General features: G+C 43.7%; 12 protein-coding genes. 10 read left to right on the forward strand and 2 right to left on the reverse strand.

Going from position 1 to position 20,821, the window contains the following annotated elements; all coding sequences use genetic code 11:
- Positions 1 to 1,131 carry a hypothetical protein gene (locus tag ABDW16_RS20400; protein WP_343672295.1) on the reverse strand — a complete coding sequence of 377 codons (1,131 nt, stop codon included), beginning with the start codon at positions 1,129 to 1,131 and terminating at the stop codon, positions 1 to 3.
- A gap of 64 nt (positions 1,132 to 1,195) precedes the next feature.
- Here ABDW16_RS20400 and ABDW16_RS20405 point away from each other — a divergent pair, with 64 nt between their 5' ends.
- Genes ABDW16_RS20405 through ABDW16_RS20425 form a run of 5 tightly spaced genes read left to right on the forward strand, consistent with a single transcriptional unit; the run spans position 1,196 to position 9,261 of the window.
- Positions 1,196 to 2,158, forward strand: a complete 963-nt coding sequence (locus tag ABDW16_RS20405) for an aminoglycoside 6-adenylyltransferase (RefSeq protein WP_343672297.1) — start codon at positions 1,196 to 1,198, stop codon at positions 2,156 to 2,158.
- Complete coding sequence (locus ABDW16_RS20410; protein ID WP_343672299.1) at positions 2,158 to 2,931, forward strand: hypothetical protein; 774 nt, start codon at positions 2,158 to 2,160, stop codon at positions 2,929 to 2,931. Before ABDW16_RS20405 ends, ABDW16_RS20410 begins: the two co-directional genes overlap by 1 nt.
- Positions 2,932 to 2,971: 40 nt before the next feature.
- Positions 2,972 to 4,729: a carbamoyltransferase gene (locus ABDW16_RS20415; RefSeq protein ID WP_343672300.1), complete on the forward strand. Its 1,758-nt coding sequence runs from the start codon at positions 2,972 to 2,974 to the stop codon at positions 4,727 to 4,729.
- An 18-nt stretch (positions 4,730 to 4,747) separates the two neighbouring features.
- Positions 4,748 to 6,856: a hypothetical protein gene (locus ABDW16_RS20420; protein ID WP_343672301.1), complete on the forward strand. Its 2,109-nt coding sequence runs from the start codon at positions 4,748 to 4,750 to the stop codon at positions 6,854 to 6,856.
- Between the two features lie 26 nt (positions 6,857 to 6,882).
- Positions 6,883 to 9,261: an ABC transporter permease gene (locus ABDW16_RS20425; RefSeq protein WP_343672302.1), complete on the forward strand. Its 2,379-nt coding sequence runs from the start codon at positions 6,883 to 6,885 to the stop codon at positions 9,259 to 9,261.
- Positions 9,262 to 9,391: 130 nt separating this feature from the next.
- Here the strand turns inward: ABDW16_RS20425 and ABDW16_RS20430 are convergent, their stop codons facing one another.
- Positions 9,392 to 10,273: an AraC family transcriptional regulator gene (locus tag ABDW16_RS20430; protein WP_343672304.1), complete on the reverse strand. Its 882-nt coding sequence runs from the start codon at positions 10,271 to 10,273 to the stop codon at positions 9,392 to 9,394.
- 246 nt (positions 10,274 to 10,519) lie between these two features.
- Between ABDW16_RS20430 and ABDW16_RS20435 the strand changes: the two genes are divergently transcribed.
- The 5 genes from ABDW16_RS20435 to ABDW16_RS20455 all read left to right on the forward strand — a co-directional run bounded on the left by ABDW16_RS20435 (position 10,520) and on the right by ABDW16_RS20455 (position 20,816).
- A complete protein-coding gene (locus ABDW16_RS20435) occupies positions 10,520 to 12,166 on the forward strand; it encodes an alpha-L-fucosidase (protein WP_343672306.1) in 1,647 nt (548 codons plus the stop codon).
- A 60-nt stretch (positions 12,167 to 12,226) separates the two neighbouring features.
- Positions 12,227 to 13,243, forward strand: a complete 1,017-nt coding sequence (locus tag ABDW16_RS20440) for an aldo/keto reductase (RefSeq protein WP_343672308.1) — start codon at positions 12,227 to 12,229, stop codon at positions 13,241 to 13,243.
- Between the two features lie 15 nt (positions 13,244 to 13,258).
- The gene (locus tag ABDW16_RS20445; RefSeq protein WP_343672310.1) at positions 13,259 to 13,594 is read left to right on the forward strand and encodes an L-rhamnose mutarotase; all 336 of its coding nucleotides are present in this window, start codon (positions 13,259 to 13,261) and stop codon (positions 13,592 to 13,594) included.
- A gap of 169 nt (positions 13,595 to 13,763) precedes the next feature.
- Positions 13,764 to 17,846, forward strand: coding sequence for a two-component regulator propeller domain-containing protein (locus ABDW16_RS20450; protein WP_343672312.1), 4,083 nt, complete (start codon positions 13,764 to 13,766; stop codon positions 17,844 to 17,846).
- 117 nt (positions 17,847 to 17,963) lie between these two features.
- Positions 17,964 to 20,816 (forward strand): TIM-barrel domain-containing protein, encoded by a 2,853-nt coding sequence (locus ABDW16_RS20455; RefSeq protein WP_343672313.1) that lies wholly within the window; start codon positions 17,964 to 17,966, stop codon positions 20,814 to 20,816.
- Positions 20,817 to 20,821: the final 5 nt, after the last annotated feature.

Below are 20,821 nucleotides of genomic sequence, written 5' to 3' on the forward strand. Positions count from 1 at the left end.
TCAGATCAGGAGCTCATTTCTGATGGCAGGGAGGAATCTGATCAGCATATCTGCGCTAAAGTATTTGCAGGGTAATAAACGTGTGGCATCTTTTTTCTCGTCTTCAGATAGCTGATGGAGTACCACTACTTCTTTCCCGTCGTTTTCATCCTGACGTACTATCAGGCAAGTGACAAGTGGAGCATTTCCCCACCAGTGATCAGGGGTGTCGTCTGCATCGATATATTTCCCCGTATAGGTAATGATGGAAGGGAGGCTGGCAACAGGCCTACCTGTCCGGACAAAATAATTATAGATCCCCGAAGCACAATGCATCAAGCCGGTACAGGGGCCTAAGATAAGCCTGGTCTGCTCTGCGCCTAAGAGGCAGATATCCTGGCGTAGTCCCAGTTTATTGGCAAAGATCATTTTAGAAAGCTTGTCCTCCCCAATCCATGTGCGATAGAAACTTTCTTTGCCAACACCTGTTTCATCATAGATCAGCACTTTTACCGCATCCTGGTTCAGCAGATAAGAAAGCACTCCATAGTAGGTATCCATGGTCATTAGCTTCTCTCTGTCAGAGGTATTGTCTAATATGATGAAAAGACGCTCGTGCTCTTTTAACCCATGTTCCCTGAGCCAGTTGTAAGCCCAGTCCCTTTCTTCCGGGCTAATATAAAGCTCCATAGCATGCTCCTGTGTTACCAGGTCCTGGTTATTCAGCATTGCAGTAAAGGGAGGAAAGGCTGAAATGATGTTGGGGTTGAGATGGGTGTTGATAAACTGTGCCGTCAATGAATATATGGTTGTAGGCCAATAAGCTGCATCTGTGTATTTATCCTGCAATACCTGCAACAGTTTTTGCTCATCCGGTAAAATGCAAAATACAATGTCGTAAGCTGAGTAGTCCAGCTCATGCCATTCCATGTTATTGAAATTGCTGATAAAGGGATTATGCTTCAGCAATGCGGCGCAAAGACCAGTATATTTTTTATTACAGCAGTTAATGTCAATCGCTGCATCGGGAAAGTAAGACTGGCAGGCGCTTAATTTGTTGATCAGGATATAACTGTCGCCAATAAACATTTTCTCTTCATAAAAGATGATCAGAATGTTCCTGGGAGAAGATACGGGGTTGACGTTGACCATAGGGGTTGGTTATTTTATACTATAAAATTAAGGAATTACCTAAATACGCTTAAAATATTTCTGTATGAATGCTGCGCAAAATGAGATCATATCGAATCTTAAAAAATGGGCTGAAAAGAACAAGGATGTGGATTGTGTGATCTGTGCCGGTTCTTCTGGCAATAAGAATAAGATAGCAGATGACCTTTCCGATCTGGATGTGGTCATATATGCCAGACGGAAGAACTATTATGATGAGCATCACGAGTGGCTCAGTGAACTGGGTGATGTGGCTTATTATTACCAGGAACCCACAGACGTAATAGGAGTGTGGCACATCTTAAAGATCTATTTCTCAAATGGGGTAAGAGTGGATTTGTTTTTCTGGAAGATCAGCAAGATGAAACTGGGTTATCATTATGTCTTACTCAAAGAAAAGACCATTCTTTTCAGCGTGCTGCCGGGTATAGTAAGTAAGATCATTGAAGCCCAGTTCAGGTTCTTTACAAAATACGTGAGCCGTGGTTTTATAACTATTAACGATAAGGTTGGATTAAGTCCTAAGCTCGCCTATATGGAGCAGCATTGCAAATACAGACAGGACCCCTTTTCGCTTAAAAAATTCCAGTATACCATCAGCCGGTTTTGGTCTCATGCACTGACCACGGCTATCTACATTTACCGTGGGGAACTAATGTGCTCAAAAACAGTGGGAGACCGTATAATGAAGCAGCACTTGCTGCAGGTAATAGAAATGTATGTCAAGCTGGATAAAGGAAGGGACTATGACATTTTTGAGAATGGTCGTTACCTGGAGCAATGGGCGCCTGATTTTATCACCAGTAGACTGGAGGACATCTATGGGCTGTATGAACAGGAAGATGCCTGGAGATCGCTCAGGGAGACGGTCAATTTATTCTCACTCATATTGGAACGGGTGAGGGTTGAATTTCCGGAATTAAAATTCAGCAATCCCGAACAGCATTTTAGAAAACAATTACAAAATATTCAACCAGCGCTCTGGTCAACCCCTCAAACGATCGACTGATGAGAACCATACTTTCCCTGGATGAATTTTCCCTGGATGAGATAGGATACTTTGCCCAGGCTATCAAAAAGGACCAGTTTTCTTTTATGATAGCAGCGCCTTCTGAAATGACGTGTCCTAAAGATATTCATGCCCACCAGCTCACTCATCCCTATTATGCAGGCATGCTGGATGATCCGGCAGGACATTTCCAGTGTTTTCTTATCTGCTTTGATGGCGGCGGAGAGCAACTGCGTTTTCCGATGGGCATCTTTGGTGTCAGCCCTGCCAATAAAATAAGGTTCCCCATACTCCTGAGCGGAAGAATACTCAATTTCCTGAATATTGATGAAGACACTTTTGCAAAATATGTGTATAGTGAATTGCCCCCGGAAGAAGAGAGAAGCGCTAAATGGAGGCGTTTTTATGGTATCAAGAAACACCTGATCAGGAGGATACTCCAGTTCTATACGCAACTGGATGATGAGTTTATAGCAGCAATGGCCTGGAAAGCGAGAGGGCCGAACAGCATGACCAGGCAGGTAGGAGAAGCACTTCCGGCTTACATCAGAACTGAGGACCAGACAGGAGATACTGAATATTATTACAAGAATACCCTGAGCGATCAGTTGGTGCAATACCTGCATGAGTGCTATGCACGCAGGGACCATGTAACTGTTAATACGGGGGATGCAGGCAGCAAGCCCGCCGTATACGAGATCTCCTGGCAGCTAAAGCAATTATTGTCCTCATTTATTGCAGCGCTGGTGGGCGCCCCCCGTTCTTTTTCCTAAGAGTTTTTAAAGCTATTCTTCACATTTAAAAATATTCCACTTGAGCCTTAATATTATTGGCATCTCAGCCCATTATCATGATGCCGCCTGCTGTATACTACAGGACGGTGTGCTAACGGCAGCCGTACAGGAAGAGCGTTTTACCAGAAAGAAGAATGATTCCCGCTTACCGGAATCCGCTTTTTTGTATTGCCTGGAAGAAGCCTCATTAAGTATTACAGATATTCATTGCATTGCCTACTATGAAGAGCCGGTGAAGAAACTGGCCAGGCAGCTCTGGAGCGGAAATAAGAATATTGATTTCGCCACTTTCCTGAACAGGGATCCCAATTTTGTTGAAAAGCAATTGCGCAACCGGCTTGGCTATGAAGGACCTATCCACTATTATAGTCATCACCTTTCTCATGCTGCGAGCAGTTATTATTATTCCGGTTTTACGAACGCGGCTACCCTTACTGTAGATGGGGTGGGGGAATGGGCTACCACGACCTATGGTATAGCAAATGGAAAAGACCTCTCGCTGTTTGAAGAAGTGGTCTTCCCTGATTCGATCGGCTTGTTGTACAGTGCTATTACCAGTTATCTGGGTTTTAGCGTAAACAGCGGCGAATATAAGGTGATGGGACTGGCACCCTACGGGGAAGCCCGTTTTGCAGATAAGATCAGGGAAATGATCATTTCCGGGCCAGACGGGCAATATCAGCTGGATCTGCGCTATTTTGAATTTCTGGAAGGCAATAAAATGTATAGTTCCCTGCTGGAAGAATTGCTGGGAGTGGCTGCAAGGAAAAAAGATACGAAGATATTGCAGGTACATACTGATATAGCTAAAAGTTTGCAGGTAGTGCTGGAGGAGATACTCCTGGAGAAAGCAATATATCTTCATGAGAAGACGGGTATGGAAAACCTGTGTATGGCCGGAGGGGTGGCATTGAACTGTGTCGCTAATTCCAGGATATTGAAGGATGGCCCATTCAAAAAGCTTTTCGTACAGCCGGCTGCGGGCGATGCCGGTTGCTGCCTGGGAGCCGCTGCACTGGCGCATGTGAGCCTGTCAGGAGAATGGATGGAGCGTCGTCTGGAGCATGTATACCTTGGGCCCGCCTATGGGGAGAATAGTATTCGCCCCCTGTTGGATGCAGCAGGATTGAAGCACCAGGATTTTACCGGCAGGGAAGACGAATTGCTACGGCAGACAGCAGAAAAAATTGCGGAAGGAAAAGTAATAGGGTGGTTCCACGGCAGGCTTGAATTTGGCCCCCGCTCTCTGGGCGCCAGAAGCATTCTGGCCGATCCCAGAAACCCGGAGATGAGGGACAGGATCAATGCTATGGTCAAACTGAGAGAAGCATTTCGCCCCTTTGCTCCCGCTATTCTTGTAACCGAAGCGGGTAAATTCTTCGATATTGATCATGCCTCTCCTTTTATGCTGGAAACCTGTCAGGTAATAGCAGATATAGCGTTACCAGCCATTACGCATGTAGACGGATCGGCCAGGGTGCAAACGGTAACCCGCGAAACCAATGCATGGTTTGCCGGATTATTGCAGGCATTCTATGAGATCACAGGTTGCCCTGTATTATTGAACACCTCTTTCAATGTGCGGGATATGCCAATCGTTTGTTCGCCTGAAGATGCGCTGGCTTGTTTTATTACAACCAATATTGATTGCCTGGTACTGGAAAATTTCTTCCTGGAGAAAGAGGACCTGGATGCAGGAATAACTGATCTGATCAGCAGCATTATCCTGGAAAAGACATTGCCCGAACTGAGCCCCAATGTGTACACCTTTATTTGATGATAAACAATATATACTATGTCTATAAGACCTGATGAAGAACGTAAGGCGCTGGCTACTATGCTGGCTGATACACTGGCCTCAGGATCGGCCGGAAAGGAACAGGTACTGGATCTGTTTACTGCGCTGGGATATGAATTGCCTGCTAACAGGGGGACTGTTAAATTGCCTGAAACAACTGACCATGCTATTGGTATCTATACCCCCAGTCTGATAGACGGAGAAATATATTACCGCCGCAATGAGTCATTCAGGGCCAGATGGGATCGATTTGCAGATATAGACAGTATTCCTCCGAAACGTACCTCTAAGCGCATTGTGCTACTGGGAGAATCTGTGGCAAGAGGTTTTCTGCTGGACCCTGAATATACCCCTGCCCAATTGCTCAGTACCTTATTGAACAGTAATACTGCGGGAGAGGAGCTGGAAGTGATAGACCTGGCAGAGACCAATCTTAGCCTGGAAGGGTTGGAGAAGCGATATCGGGAATGCCTGGTATTGCAACCTGACATGATTATTTTATTTGCAGGTAATAATTGGCGTACGGATATTGAAGTAAAATTGCAGCGGGACCCGCTGGTGCAGGAACAATTGGCCAGAGAAGTGCTGGGTAAGCAACACATTGCCGGCATGAAAGGTATCATTGAAGAAGTATTTGCTTCTATGATCGATACTTTCCTGGCAGGTTTGCATACACAGGCTGTCAGGCAGCAAGTGAAGCTCCTGTTTGTGGTGCCTGAATATAATTTGATGGACTACCGTAGTACAGCGGGAGAAAGGGCCCTTACCCGCCTGAAGGGAAATGGGAGCCAGCAATGGATACAGGCGATGAGTAAAGCAAAAGACCTGATCTCTGTTGGAGAGATGGCGGAGGCAGCTATTTATGCTGCACGCATGACTGTCCTTGATCCTACTCATCCGCTGGGATATGAGCTGTTGGCCGACTGTAAACTGGCACAGCTGGATTTGCCCGGTGCCCGGATCGATCTGGAAACAGCCCGGGATTGCGGTCTTTATTTTCGTACCAATAGCAAGCCCAGGATGTACCGGGTTATCCGTGATACGATCCTGGCAAAAGCACATCAATACCAATTGCAGATAGTGGACCTGCCTCTTATATTCTCTCATCATTTGCGCAATGAACTGCCAGGTCGTACCTTATTTTTTGACTATTGTCATTTAACCGCCAGAGGGCTGCAGATAGCGATGGAAGCTGTTGCCTGTCAGGTGTTGGCTGTTCTCTATGGAAAGGAACTTTCACCTGGGCTCCCGGCAGCCGCCATCCATCCGGACAATGAGGTAAATGCCCGTGCTCACCTGCTGGCGGCCATTCACAATGCACATTGGGGCCAGGGTTATGAGATTCTGTTCTATCATTGCATGCGCTCATTGGACTATGGGCAAGACATGAAGGAAAATATGATGCGGTATTGTGATATGGTGACCCGCAGGACCTCCAATATGTTGTGTGCCTCTTACCGGGAATTATTGCTTGACTTCAGGCATAGCCGGCATTTTCATGCGTTTAGGAGCCATGTGAAAATGAAAGGATTCGAGCTACCCCTTGTAACAGCCATGACGGATGCCCTGAAGCATGCCGGTATCGGGGATCCGTCTGAGCAGTTCGATACCCTTCGTTTGGAGGAACATGGGATAACGGATTCCCCCATCAACCTGTTGAGCAGCCATTACCATGTCCGCTCTTACGATTATTACCAGGGAACAAGGCCGGCTTATTATCAATCACGTGAGCCTGTTTCAAGCTTTCAGCTGCCGGTGGCTGTTTCTGGCCCGGTTATGCTTACCCTGACCCTTCGTGTCCCTGCACAGGAAATCGGCAATGGCAGTGCATTGGTACGTGTGAATGGTACAATGGTTCAAACTATCATGGTCAATGCCTCCTGGAGCGACCATGTGATATGGATAGCAGCAGATCAGCTGGTACAGGGGATCAATGAGCTGACAATAGAATGGCCCATCCCCTTTTCGGATAAAGGGCCCGAGCTGCCGACATCCCTGCTGTTTATCTCTTCTAATACAATGCTCGATAAATTATTCTGGGTAGCTGGTGAAATAATAAGGTTCAGTGCGATAGCAACTCCTTCTAAAAAAAGTTATATTGCGTAACCGGTTCCTTAAAATAATAAAGCGCTATGAAACTCAACTATTTGAAAATTGTTTGGCGAAACCTGATGAAAAGCAAGGTCTTTTCTGGTATCAACATCCTGGGCCTGGCCATTGGTATTGCGGTATGTATGATGATCCTCCTGTTTGTTATCACTGAGTTCAGTTATGACAGGTTCCACAGGAATGGAGATCACATTTACCGGGTAATGCGCAGTTTTGATGACAATGGTTTAAGAAGAAGTGTTCCCTCAGTATCGCCGCCTTATTCTGCCGCTCTGCAAAATGATTATCCTTATGCTATTAAACAGGCTACAAGGGTAGAAATGTCCACCGCTGTCATAACGGTAGATAATGAACCCTTCAACGAAAAGAAAGTGCTGATGGCAGACCCTAATTTCTTCAGCTTTTTCTCATTCAAGCTTTTGGAAGGTAACCCGAAAACGGTGCTAAGCGATCCCGGAAGTGTTGTCATGACGGTATCTGCCGCAAAGAAATATTTTGGGAATCATGACCCAATCGGAAAGGTGGTGACGATGGATCAGGATCTTTCCCTTAAAGTAACAGGTATCATGGAAGATGTGCCTGTCAATTCACACCTTGATTTCAATATGATCGTGCCATTGGCCAACTATTCCAATGTCAGCACTTTTACTGACTGGACACGCAACCGGCTATATACCTATGTGGAGCTGAATGATGGCATAACAGAAGCACAGGTGGAAAAGAATTTCCCATCCTTTATGGAGAAATATATGGGAAATGCTATGGAAAAAATGGGAATGCATTTTGAGCTTAGTCTGACCCCTTTGCACGATATCTATTTTGAACCATTTATCTCTGACAGGGTAAAGCATGGAGATAAGAATATTGTTTATATCTTCCTTTCTGTGGCGATTCTCATTCTGCTCATTGCCTGTATCAATTTTGTGAACCTAAGTACCATTCGTGCACTGGACCGGTCGAAGGAAATAGGGGTAAGAAAAGCGATGGGAGCTATGAAAGGAGCGCTCAGATGGCAGTTTATCAGCGAATCGATTATCCTTACGACATTCGCATGTATGTTGTCCATAATACTTGTATTTATATTCCTGCCCCTTTATAACAATGTATTGGACCAGTCAATGACCTTTACAGGTGCTTTTTCATATATCCTGTTATTCATACCGCTGGTGATCCTGGTAGTAGGGTTCCTGGCTGGCCTGTATCCTGCGTTCTTTCTTTCTTCATTTTCTCCTATTGCATCTTTGAAAGGGAGGCTCAATCTCGGAACAAAAGGCGTTTTCATACGTCAGACCATGGTAGTGGTACAGTTCAGCATCTCTGTGCTGCTGATTATTGGTACTATCATTATCATGTACCAGATGAGCTATATCAGGCATAAGGATGTAGGTTATAACAAAGAGCAAACCGTTATTCTGAAAATGGATAACAGGGCCCTGATCAGTGGTCAAAGTGCTTTTAAGAGTGAGTTGAATGGCAATGACAATATCATGGCTGTGTCCCGCATGTCGGGAGAGCCGGGTGGTTTTTTTGACGGAATGACATTTGATGTAGAAGGGAAAGATGGATTGCTCTGGAAGGCGTCGACGGAATTTTCAGACCTGGACTACGTAAAGGCACTTGGATTGAAAATAGTAGCCGGAAGAGACTTTTCAGCCAGCTTTTCTACGGACACTATAAGTGCCGCGCTGATCAATGAAACAGCTGCCACTGAGCTGGGATTTACTCCTGAAACGGCAGTGGGAAAATGGATTAAGAATAGCCTCAGGGATAGTGTAAGGAGAGTGATCGTAGGTGTAGTACGGGATTTTAATTATATGTCTCTCAAAGAAAAGGTATCCCCGCTGGTAATTGCCCCTGTAAAAGATTACAGGGTGATACTGGTGCGGATCAAGCCCGGGCACCTGGAAACAGGGGTAGCCGCCATTCGGGAAGCATATAGGAGAGTAGCACCGGGGCTACCCTTCGAATTTGATTTCCTGGACCAGAAATTTGATCTGCTGTATAAAAAGGACCTACGGCAACAAACAATCCTTAGCATCTTTAGTTGTCTGGCTATTTTTATTGCCTGCATGGGCCTGTTTGGATTGTCCTCCTTTGTGACCACCAAACGGATCAAAGAGATCGGTATTAGAAAAACCCTGGGATCGTCCGTATCCGGAATTGTGCTGCTGTTGGCAAAAGATCTGCTAAGACCTATTGTAATAGCTATATTCATTGCCATACCTTTAGGATATATATTCATGAACTACTGGCTGCAGAATTTCGCCTACCGTATTTCATTAAGCTGGTGGATCTTTTTAATAGCATCCCTTTTTGCATTTTGCATCGCCTTGTTCACGGTATGCTATCATACCATAAAAGCTGCTGCAGCAAATCCAATTAGCAGTTTGAGATCAGAGTAATTGTTTTCGGAGATCAAAAATAAAGAGATTCAAGTTTTGTATCATAAGGATCACAGGAAGGCGACTTTAAGTCGCCTTTTTTAATTTGACCCATTTGTGCATATTGGCACAATAGCGCATTCAAGTGGCCCTAAAATCCAACAACATCCATTTGCTTCCTGTAATTCCCTGGCGACATTCCAGTTATTTTTTTGAAAATTTTTGAGAAGTAAAATACATTCTCGAACCCAGTTTGCACGGCAATTTCAGCGAAGGTCATCTGGGTAGTAATCATCAGATATTGTGCCCGCTCAATTCTCTTTTCCTGTACATAAGAGACGGGTCTTTCGCCTGTGTGCTGAAAGAAGAGACGGGAGAAATAGTCAGTATGCAGATTCAACCTTTGCGCCAGCAGGGTTACTGATAGGTCGTGCTGGAGATTTAGCTGAATATAGCTGATGGTATTTAGAATTTTAGGGGGTACCTGTAGTACATCATTGGATTTAAATACTTCCTGCGTAAGGAATCGTGAAACCAGCTGTAGAAGAATGCCATGCGTCTCCGTAAATACAGCAATACTTTGACGGTGATTAAGGTCCTGGAAAGCTTTGTAGAAAGTGTTTTTTTCATAGACCGTAGGATTGTCTGACCCATTAATACCTCTGCCAGGGTTTATTTCCAGCAGTCTTTGGAAATTCAGGATATCGATATTGGTCGCTGCCACCTTCAATATAGATCTGTTGTTTTCGAACATTGAAATACCATCCGAAGATTCTTCGAAAAACTGAACGAAATATTGACTTAGGTACTGTGGGCATACCAGGTTGCATAACGTAAAGCTTGGTATAATATACAGATAGCCTGGTTCCAGTCTGATTTTATTAGCAGCATCCCAGATCTCGCCTTCCCCTTCATCTATATAATATATCCTGAAATAAGGACTGATCACATTTTTGTAGTTCCATTTGGAGCCAAGCTTTACATGGTCAACATTTAATAAAGTAAATGTATGTTTTAGAACTCTTTTGATCATGTGGAAAAAATGGTTAGCAGCTTTTGCATAAATGTTTTTAATCCTTTGCTGTTATATGTTTTTATGCCTATCTCTGGTTGATGAAAATACTATTTCCTGGTAGCAATATTATTCAAATTGTCGGATTTGTATAAAAAAAGGTCCATTTTGATTAAATGTTGAGCAATTAATTCGGAGTAAGTTTGATTAATTGATTACATGGTCAACAATATAGGCTGTATGATCAATCGATAAAAAATAAATTCCATGAAAAGAAGAACGCTGATAAAGGGCCTGGCCACCGGGCTCACCTCACTATATCTGTCTAAAGTTTATGCCAACAGCTTATTGACTCAACCAAATCCACGTATGGCACCAGGTCCATTTCTGCCAACATGGGATTCATTAGCGCAATACCATGTACCAGATTGGTTCAAAGACGCCAAATTTGGCATATGGGCTCACTGGGGGCCGCAGTGCCAGCCGGAACGTGGCGATTGGTATGCACGCGGCATGTACCAGGAAGGTAGTGATCAGTATAATTATCATATCCAGAAATATGGCCATCCTTCGAAGTTTGGCTTCAAGGACGTGATAAACGAGTGGAAGGCAGAGAACTGGAATCCCGAAGAACTACTCAGCTTATACAAAAAAGCCGGTGCCAGATACTTTATGGCCCTGGCGAATCACCACGATAACTTCGACCTGTTCGATAGCCAGTATCATGCCTGGAATTCCACTAAGCTGGGACCTAAGAAAGATATCGTTGGGGGGTGGGCAAAAGCTGCAAAGCAACAAGGTTTGCGCTTCGGTGTTACTGTACATGCTTCTCATGCCTGGACATGGTATGAGGTGGCCCAGCGCTCAGATAAAAATGGACCTTATGCAGGCATTCCTTATGATGGTAAACTGACGATCGCAGATGGTAATGGTAAATGGTGGAGTGGGTATGATCCACAAAGTTTATATGCGCAAAATCACCCTTTAAGCAAGGATAGTTTGAATGATAATAGTATGGTAGGTTATTGGGACTGGGGAAACGGTGCTAATGTACCGGATAAGGCATATTGTGATGCATTCTTAAACCGTACTATTGATCTTATTGACAAATACGGCCCTGACCTGGTGTATTTTGATGATAACGCATTGCCGCTTTGGCCAATTAATGATGCGGGACTTAAAATCGCAGCTCATCTCTATAATACCAATATCAGGAAACATGGAAAATTGCAGGCTGTATTGTTTGGAAAACACCTGAATGGGCAGCAGCGGAATTGCATGGCATGGGATATTGAGCGTGGACAAAGCAACCAGATAGAGCCCCTGCCATGGCAGACGGATACCTGTATTGGCGAATGGCATTATGATCGCCGTGTCTACGAAAGGAAAGGCTATAAAACCGCGAAAACAGTCATCCATTCTCTCGTGGATATTGTAAGTAAAAATGGTAATCTCCTGCTGAATGTTCCTTTGCGCGGTGATGGTAGTATTGACAGTGAAGAACGCGCAGTTGTAGAACAAATTGCCGACTGGATGAAAGTCAACGGTGAAGCGATCTTCAGCACACGTCCGTGGAAAATATTTGGAGAGGGGCCAGCTACTGCATCAGTAACCGGTTTGAATGCTTATGGATTTAATGAAGGACAAGGTAAACCATATGTAGCAGCGGATATCCGCTTTACTACCAAAGGGAAAACACTCTATGCGACAATGCTTGGCTGGCCTGAGAACAATACTATTACTGTAAAGGCGCTTGCAGAGAATAACGAGGTAGGAAAAGTGAACCAGGTAAGTCTGTTGGGAAACAGCCGTCTGAAATTTGAGCAGACTCCGGAAGGATTAAAGGTACAGTTGCCGGATAACCGTCCATGTAAAGAAGCCTTTGTATTAAAGATTGAAGGAGCGATTGTCTAAAGCAATTACCTCTTTTGCGTTATAATGTTATATAAATCTTTGACATAAATAATTCCTGAAATGAATGGAACGACATTGCCGAAAGTAATTTTTGGTACCAGCGGATTGGGGAATTTATATGTGGCGCTTCCGGATGAAATTAAGCTTTCTATCGTTGATGAATGCATAAAGTGTTCCCCTGACCAGGTTGTATTTGATACAGCAGGTAAATATGGTGCCGGACTGGCCTTAGAGGTATTAGGGCGTAGTTTAAAAAAATTGGGTGTCAGTCCGGATGACGTGCTGATCAGCAATAAGCTGGGATGGCTACGTACCGAATTAAAAACCGATGAACCAACATTTGAGCCTGGGGTATGGCGTAATCTGAAACATGATGCCATTCAGAAAATAAGCTATGATGGTATTCTGGAATGCTATGAGCAGGGAAATAATTTGTTAGGCGACTATCATGCGGAGCTGGTTTCGGTGCATGATCCTGATGAGTACCTGCTGGCAGCGGAAGATGAAACAGACGAACAACGACGTTACCTCGATATCTTAGGAGCGTATCGTGCACTTCATGATTTGAAACGCCAGGGGAAGGTGAAGTCTATAGGAGTAGGGGCGAAGGATTGGCGTGTTATAGCAAGAATAGCGGAAGATGTAGCGCTGGACTGGGTAATGATAGCAAATAGTATGACGATACATAGTCATCCACCTCAGCTGCTGAACTTCATGTCAGCACTGGAGGAACGTAATATTACTATTATAAATTCATCGGTATTCAATGGTGGATTCCTGACCGGATCTGCTTATTACAATTATCAGTTAACAGATCCGGTTAAAGATATTGCCTTATATAAGTGGCGGGAGCGGTTTTATCAGCTATGTAATGACTATAATATAAAGCCGGTGGAAGCATGTGTTGTATTTGGTGCCAAAGCACCAGGCGTTAGCAGTATAGCTTTGAATACTACACAGGTGGAAAGAGTGGCGCAGAATGTAGCATTGCCTGATTCCGTTATTCCCGATGGGTTCTGGGAGGAGATGAAAAACAGTGGTTTGATTGATGCTGATTATGTTTCCCGTTTTTTATAAATTTTTTATAACGCTATGAAAAGGCATTGTCTCGCACTGGATCTTAAAGATGATCCCCAGCTGATTGCAGAATACGAAAACTGGCATAAATCAGAAAATGGTTGGCCCGAAGTAAGAAAAAGTATTCTCGCCGCAGGGATTATTGAAATGGATATCTACAGGACTGGTAACCGACTGATGATGATAATGGTTACCGATGATTGGTATAATGAATCTTTGAAAGCGGCATCCGATGCAGCAAATCCGAAAGTGCAGGAGTGGGAACAATTAATGTGGAAGTTTCAGCAACCGTTGCCATGGGCAAAAGAAGGAGAGAAGTGGGTGCCGATGAAACAAATTTTTCACCTTTAAAATATACTGTTGGTTGATAATATTAGCTGACGTTAATCATTAAACTAAAAAATGGCAATGATCAAACCTGATTATTGCCATTTTTATTTCCCATTATTGTATATTACGGCGGTAGCAATTTTAAAAAGGAATGTATGCGCATAATTATTCGTACCTAAAACCTACACTAATGCGTTATTTTTTGGGGATTGTGCTGTTACTGCAATCTCTTCGGGCTTTGTCTCAGAGTGAACATTATAATTTTTCCAGACTTAACACCTACAATGGTTTGTCGCATAACCAGGTAAATTCCATCCTGAAAGACAGTGACGGTTATTTATGGTTTGGTACCACGTATGGGCTTAATCGATACGATGGGTATTCATGTAAAATTTTCAGAAATGATCACAACGACAGCACATCGCTGATTCATAACAACATAATTAGTTTATTCCCGTTACCTGACAGGAGAATGTGGTTGTCGACGATGGGAGGTGTTTGTATATATAATCCGGATACGGAGAGATTTGATGCTGATTACAACGGGTACCTTACGGCTATCGGGTTGCCTGCCGGCTCAATTTCCGGCATTGTAAAAGGGAATGCCGGGAGGTATTGGTTTATTTATGATAGTCAGGGACTTTTTTTGTATTCATCCGGTGATAAAAGTGTAAAACGTATTGTTACACCGGGAACTGTTCCTCCTGTGGATAATATTGCTACGGTTAATGAAACCACTGATGGAAAACTATGGATAGTATACCGGTCCGGGCAACTGCAGGAATATGATATCCGGCAGCGAAAAATTATTTTCTATAGCAATGCTTTAAAACAACAGGGAAAAGGAGAAAACTATTATAAACTATTTATTGATAAAGATGGCGACGTATGGGTCTGGTGCTACCAAAGTGGTCTTTTTCTTTTCACTCCAAAAGATAATAATATCATACGGATTGGTAAAAGCTCGTCTCCTGCAAAGTTAAAGTCCGACCAGGTTAGCGAGGTTACACAGGATAATAATGGTTTGATCTGGGTAGGAACAGACCATGGAGGGGTCGCATTAATTGATAAAAAGAACGGGTTCAAAACAACGTTTCTGCTGAGTGATCCCAATGACCCTAAAAGTATCAGTCAAAACAGTATTACTGCAATGTATAAGGATGACCGGGGTTTAATGTGGCTGGGTACTTACAAACAAGGTGTGAGTTACTACAACAGTGGCATTGTACAGTTTCCTTATTACAGTCACCAGGAATCTGATCCACAAAGTTTGCAGTATAATGATGTCAACCGGTTTGTTGAGGATCGGCATGGGAATATCTGGATTGGTACCAACGGTGGAGGATTAATATATTTTGACAGGACAAGAAATACCTTCAGACAATACCTTGCTGATCCACAGAATAAGAATAGCCTAAGCAGTAACGTTATTGTAAGCATGTGCCTGGATCATGAGGGGATCCTTTGGATAGGAACATATTTGGGTGGACTTAACAGCTTCGATGGCAAGATGTTTACGCGCTATCTACATAATGAAAACGATTCTTCCAGTTTGGCCGATGATACAGTCTGGGAGATTTTTGAAGATAGAGAAAATCGCCTGTGGATAGGTACGCTGGGCAGTGGTCTGGACCACTTTGACAGAACGGGAAATCATTTTCTTCACTATAAGCGTCAGGGAGGAGAAAACTTTATTTCTGCTATCCTGGAAGATAAAAAAGGTGATTTATGGATTGGTACAAGTGGGGGTATCGTTGTTTTTAAAAAGGGTAAATCTCCAAATGTCTTCTATCAGCATTCGAACAGGAAGAGTAGTTTAAGTGACAATGGAATTCTATGCCTGTTAGAAGACAGCAAAGGCCAGATCTGGGTAGGGACCAGGGAGGGACTTAATTTATTTAATGCCAAAACGGGGGAATTTCAGACATTCACCATATCAGATGGGCTTCCTGATAACCTGATACTGAACATCCTGGAAGATGCCCACCAAACCCTCTGGATCTCTACCCCCAGCGGATTATGCAACGCCATTCCCAAACAACAAAATGGGCATACTACGTTTTCGGTTATCAATTATGATGAAACCAATAACCTGCAGAACCGCGAGTTTAATGAAAACGCAGCACTAAGAACCCGGTCTGGTGAATTAATTTTTGGAGGGCCATCAGGCTTTAATATCATTAACCCGGCTACCACAAAATCAGTCATTCATCGCCCGGTAATTGTTTTTACCGGATTTCAGATACTCGATAAAAACATAGCTCCTGGCGAACGTATTAATAATAGGGTACTGCTGGAGCGTGCATTATCGCAGGTGGAAAGCATTGATCTGAAATATAAAGAAAATTTTTTCTCCATAGATTTTGCTGCTATTGATTTCTCGCACAACCACAATGATAAGTATGCGTACATGCTGGAAGGTTTTAATACAGACTGGCTGTATACTGATGACAATCAGCGGCGGGCTACTTATACCAATCTTAACCCCGGGCATTATACGTTTAAGGTGAAGGTGCTGGACAGAAGCGGGGCCTGGAGTGAAATTAAAACACTGCAACTGAATATTTTGCCGCCTTTCTGGCGCACTCCCTTTGCCTACCTGGTTTATTTTCTCATTGCTGCCGGACTATTCTGGCTTATCCGGCGCATTACATTGGACAGGATAAAAATGCGATTTGAAGTGGAGCAGCAACGGAGGGAGGTGGAAAGGGCTCATGCGCTGGAACAGTTGAAGACTAAATTCTTTACTAACGTAAGCCATGAATTCCGCACGCCGTTAAGTCTCATCATTGCGCCACTGAACAAGATCATAAAAAACACAGGCGATCCGGCCCAGGTTGAACAATTAAACCTGGTAAAACGAAATGCCGGCAGGTTGTTGAACCTGGTAAATCAGCTACTCGATTTTAGAAAGATGGAAGTACAGGAGATTAAGTTGCATCCTGCTATTGGGGATATTGTCAGTTTCTGCAAAGAATCGACCCTGTCTTTCAATGATATTGCTGCAAACAAGAAGATCCAGCTTTCGTTCTCCAGCAATATTGAAAAGCTGGAGATTTATTTTGATAACGATAAGATAGAGAAGATTCTATTCAACCTGCTTTCCAATGCATTTAAATATACCTATGACAGTGGGAAAGTAAGTGTTGATCTAAAATATAGTACTGCTGAAGATGGTGATGGTACGATTTCTATCAGTGTGAAGGATACGGGTATTGGTATTCCCCGAAATCAGCATGAAAAGATCTTTGAACGGTTTTTCCAGACGGAAGTGCCGGGAACTATGGTGAACCAGGGTACGGGCATAGGTTTGGCTATCACTAAGGAGTTTGTGAAATTGCATAACGGCACTATCCATGTTGAAAGTGAGACCGGTCAGGGAACGTGTTTTACAGTGTCCCTGCCTGCAAGGAAGATATATGCCTCTCCTCAGCCTGTTTCCACACAGGTGACTGCTACTGAAGAGGAGCAGCTTATGCTGGAAGAAGGGAAAAAGGCAAGTAAGAAAAAAACGGTGCTGGTAATAGAGGACAATGAGGACCTGCGCTTTTACCTGAAGGATAACCTCAAAGACCAGTATCATGTAGAGGAAGCCACTAACGGCGTCGATGGCTGGGAGAAGATAAAGCGTTTGAATCCGGACCTGGTGGTGAGCGACGTTATGATGCCGCTTATGGATGGTGTTGAATTAACCGGGAAAATGAAATCCGAAACCCTTACTGCGCATATTCCTATTATTTTGTTGACTGCCATGGGAAGCGAGGAGAAGCACCTGGCCGGACTGAAAGCGGGTGCTAATGACTATATTACCAAACCTTTCACCTTCGAGATTTTGTCTTCCAGGATAAACAACCTGCTGGTGCAGCAACAGGTACTGAAAAAAAGATTTCAGAAGCAGATAGAAGTTAACCCGGAGGAGGTAACTATCACCCCCGTAGATGAGAAATTTCTTAAACAGGCATTGGATATAATCGAAAAGCAGATAGATAACCCTGATTTTTCAGTAGATGAGTTCAGTAAGGAGATGTTCATGAGCAGGGTCACCCTGTATAGGAAAATTAATTCGCTGACGGGGAAATCTCCATTAGACTTTATTCGTTCTGTTCGACTGAAAAGAGCTGCCCGGTTATTGGAGAAAAGTGGGATGTCCATCGCTGAAATTGCATACCAGGTAGGATTCAACAACCCCAAAATATTCAGTAAGCTTTTCAAAGAGGAATTCAGTACTACACCTTCAGATTATGCTGCCGGTTTAAAAAATAAGGGGTCGTAAATGAATTTTGTTCGTGTCTCTCCGGTTATTTGTAACATTTGAGACCCCATGTCGAATCATTTGGCCCCCCGGCTACTGGCCACATAGCGATAGCTTTACAGCACTTAATCCACGTATATGAAATTGAGATTGCTGCTGTTTAGCCTATTGACATTTGTCATGCCTGTTCATTTGAAGGCTGACCCACCTGCCTACATCAAACTTCCTGACGGGGTCCTTGTTTATACGGACTCTCTCTTTACAGATTTGTCACATGCGGTGAAACTTGAAGTTATAGCTGATAATATAATAAGAGTAATAACTGCACCTGGAAAAGAAATAGCACCGGGGAACAGCCTGATTACTGTTTATCAAAAAAAATCAGCAATTACCTGGGATATCATCCCGTCTGAGGAAAACCTGATCCTAAAGACAAAAAAGCTGATAGCAGTTATCAATCGTAAAACCGGGGTTGTTACCTTCACTGATCTGGATGGCAAAAAAATACTGGCAGAGAAGCAAACTTTAGGTCGCAACTTCCAGCCTGCTATTTTCGACGGGCAACGACAATACGCGCTGACACAATCTTTTCAGACCTCGCCCGGCGAGGCATGGTATGGTCTGGGCCAGCACCAGGATGGCATTATGAATTATCAGGGTCAGCAGGTTACCTTTTTCCAGAATAATACTGAAGTTGCCATCCCCTTCCTGATCTCCAGTAAAAATTATGGTATCCTCTGGGATAATTATTCCCTCACCAGGGCAGGCGATATCAGACCGCTCCATCCGCTTTCTGCAATGCAGCTTTTTTCTAAAAATGGAGAACAGGGGTGGCTTACCGCCTCTTATGCCAATGATCTGCATAAACCGCAGGAGATTAGCGTGGAAAGGGCTGAAGGCAATATAAACATGGAATTCCTGGGAGAGTCAAAAATGCATTTCCCTGCTGAATTTACACCTGGCCCTGGCATGGTTACCTGGGAAGGTATGCTGGCCAGTAACCTGGAAGGAATTCATCAGTTCCGATTTGTATATGGTGGTTCACTAAAAGTATGGCTGAATGGCAATTTGGTGCTGGACCGATGGCGGAAATCCTGGAACCCGGCTTCAGCAGTAGTTCCGTGGAATTTTGCCAGGGGAATAAAAGTCCCGGTAAAAATTGAATGGATACCCGAAGGAGAATCCTATCTCTCCTTAAAATGGCAGGAGCCATTGAGTGAAGATCAGCGTAATAGTTTCGGGTTCAGTTCTGAAGCTGGTAAACAGATCGATTATTATTTCGTGTATGGAGAAAATATGGACGAAGTAATCTCTGGCTATAGAATGCTGACAGGGAAAGCCCCTATCGTTCCTAAATGGGCACTGGGCTTTTGGCAAAGCAGGGAGCGATACAAAACCCAGGATGAAATTATCTCAACAGTAGATGAGTTCCGCAAAAGAAAAATCCCCATCGATAATATTGTTCTTGACTGGAGTTATTGGAGGGAAGCGGAATGGGGTAGCCAGGAGTTCGATGAAAAGCGTTTTCCATCTCCAGACAGCATGATTAGCCTGTTGCATAAAAAATACAACACCCAGATCATGATTTCTGTATGGCCGAAGTTCTATGATGGAATTCCTGCCTATAATGAGTTTGATAAAAATGGATGGCTATACAAAAGAAATATAGCGGATCAGCAAAGAGATTGGATTGGCAAGGGTTATATCTCTACATTCTACGATGCCTTCAATACTTCTGCCAGGAAAGGTTTCTGGGATCTGATCAGTCAAAAGATCTATAGCAAAGGGATTGATGCCTGGTGGATGGATGCCAGTGAACCGGATATCCTCTCCAATGTAAATCCGGAAAGAAGAAAATTGCAGATGACACCTACTGCTTTGGGTAGTGCTGCTGAATACCTCAATGCCTACCCTTTGCAGAACGCTAAAGGAATCTATGAAGGCCAGCGCTCTACTGATCCTGGTAAAAGAGTGTTTTTGCTTACCCGGTCCGGGTTCGCAGGTTCTCAACGCTATGCTGCAGCTATATGGAGCGGGGATATTGGTGCTACCTGGGTGGATATGAAAGCACAAATTGCAGCAGGTATAAACTTCTCAATGTCCGGACTCCCTTACTGGACAATGGATATAGGTGGTTTTGTAGTGCCAGGAAAATTTGAGCAGCCAGATGCCGAAAACCTGGAAGAATGGAGAGAGCTAATGACCCGCTGGTCGCAGTTTGGTGCTTTTGTTCCGTTATTCCGTTCGCATGGGCAGTTCCCCTACCGGGAAGTATTTAATACCGCACCAGAAAATCATCCGGCTTACAAAAGCTTTCTCTATTATGATAAGCTTCGTTACCGGATGCTCCCATACATTTATTCGCTGGCTGGCTGGGGATATCACAATGATTATACTATCATGCGTGGCCTTGCCATGGACTTTCCTAATGATACTGCTGTTCTGAATATTCCGGATCAATATATGTTTGGACCTGCAATCCTGGTAAACCCAGTTTACGGGTATAAGCAAACCCAACGTAATGTGTACCTGCCGGAATGTGCCGGATGGTATGATCTCTATACTGGAAAATGGTATGCTGGTGGCCAGAAGATTGCGGCAGCAGCACCTTATGAACGCATTCCCCTTTTTATAAAAGCCGGATCTGTCATTCCTTTCGGGCCAGCCCTGCAATATACCTCAGAGAAGCAGCCGGATATAATCACCTTAAATATTTATACGGGTGCTGACGCATCTTTTAATCTCTATGAGGATGAGGGAAACAACTATAACTATGAAAATGGTGCTTATACTATTATTCCAATAAAATATGAAGAGAAAACTGCCACTGTTACCATCAGTGACCGTCAGGGTTCGTTCAACAATATGTTGAAGAAAAGAACATTCCGTATCAATTTAATTACTCCTAATAAAGCCAGACAGCTGGATTTCGATACAAAATGTGATAAAGAAGTGGTTTATGAAGGAAAATCACTAGTTATAAAAAAATAGCCAAT

It is taken from the genome of Chitinophaga sp. (assembly GCF_039596135.1).
Taxonomy (GTDB): Bacteria; Bacteroidota; Bacteroidia; order Chitinophagales; family Chitinophagaceae; genus Chitinophaga.

Excerpts from the sequence above, each read along its gene's own strand:
- ABDW16_RS20400 (WP_343672295.1), bottom strand. The coding sequence starts at position 1,131 with ATGGTCAACGTCAACCCCGTATCTTCTCCCAGGAACATTCTGATCATC.
- ABDW16_RS20405 (WP_343672297.1), top strand. The coding sequence starts at position 1,196 with ATGAATGCTGCGCAAAATGAGATCATATCGAATCTTAAAAAATGGGCT.
- ABDW16_RS20410 (WP_343672299.1), top strand. The coding sequence starts at position 2,158 with ATGAGAACCATACTTTCCCTGGATGAATTTTCCCTGGATGAGATAGGA.
- ABDW16_RS20420 (WP_343672301.1), top strand. The coding sequence starts at position 4,748 with ATGTCTATAAGACCTGATGAAGAACGTAAGGCGCTGGCTACTATGCTG.
- ABDW16_RS20425 (WP_343672302.1), top strand. The coding sequence starts at position 6,883 with ATGAAACTCAACTATTTGAAAATTGTTTGGCGAAACCTGATGAAAAGC.
- ABDW16_RS20430 (WP_343672304.1), bottom strand. The coding sequence starts at position 10,273 with ATGATCAAAAGAGTTCTAAAACATACATTTACTTTATTAAATGTTGAC.
- ABDW16_RS20435 (WP_343672306.1), top strand. The coding sequence starts at position 10,520 with ATGAAAAGAAGAACGCTGATAAAGGGCCTGGCCACCGGGCTCACCTCA.
- ABDW16_RS20440 (WP_343672308.1), top strand. The coding sequence starts at position 12,227 with ATGAATGGAACGACATTGCCGAAAGTAATTTTTGGTACCAGCGGATTG.
- ABDW16_RS20445 (WP_343672310.1), top strand. The coding sequence starts at position 13,259 with ATGAAAAGGCATTGTCTCGCACTGGATCTTAAAGATGATCCCCAGCTG.
- ABDW16_RS20450 (WP_343672312.1), top strand. The coding sequence starts at position 13,764 with ATGCGTTATTTTTTGGGGATTGTGCTGTTACTGCAATCTCTTCGGGCT.
- ABDW16_RS20455 (WP_343672313.1), top strand. The coding sequence starts at position 17,964 with ATGAAATTGAGATTGCTGCTGTTTAGCCTATTGACATTTGTCATGCCT.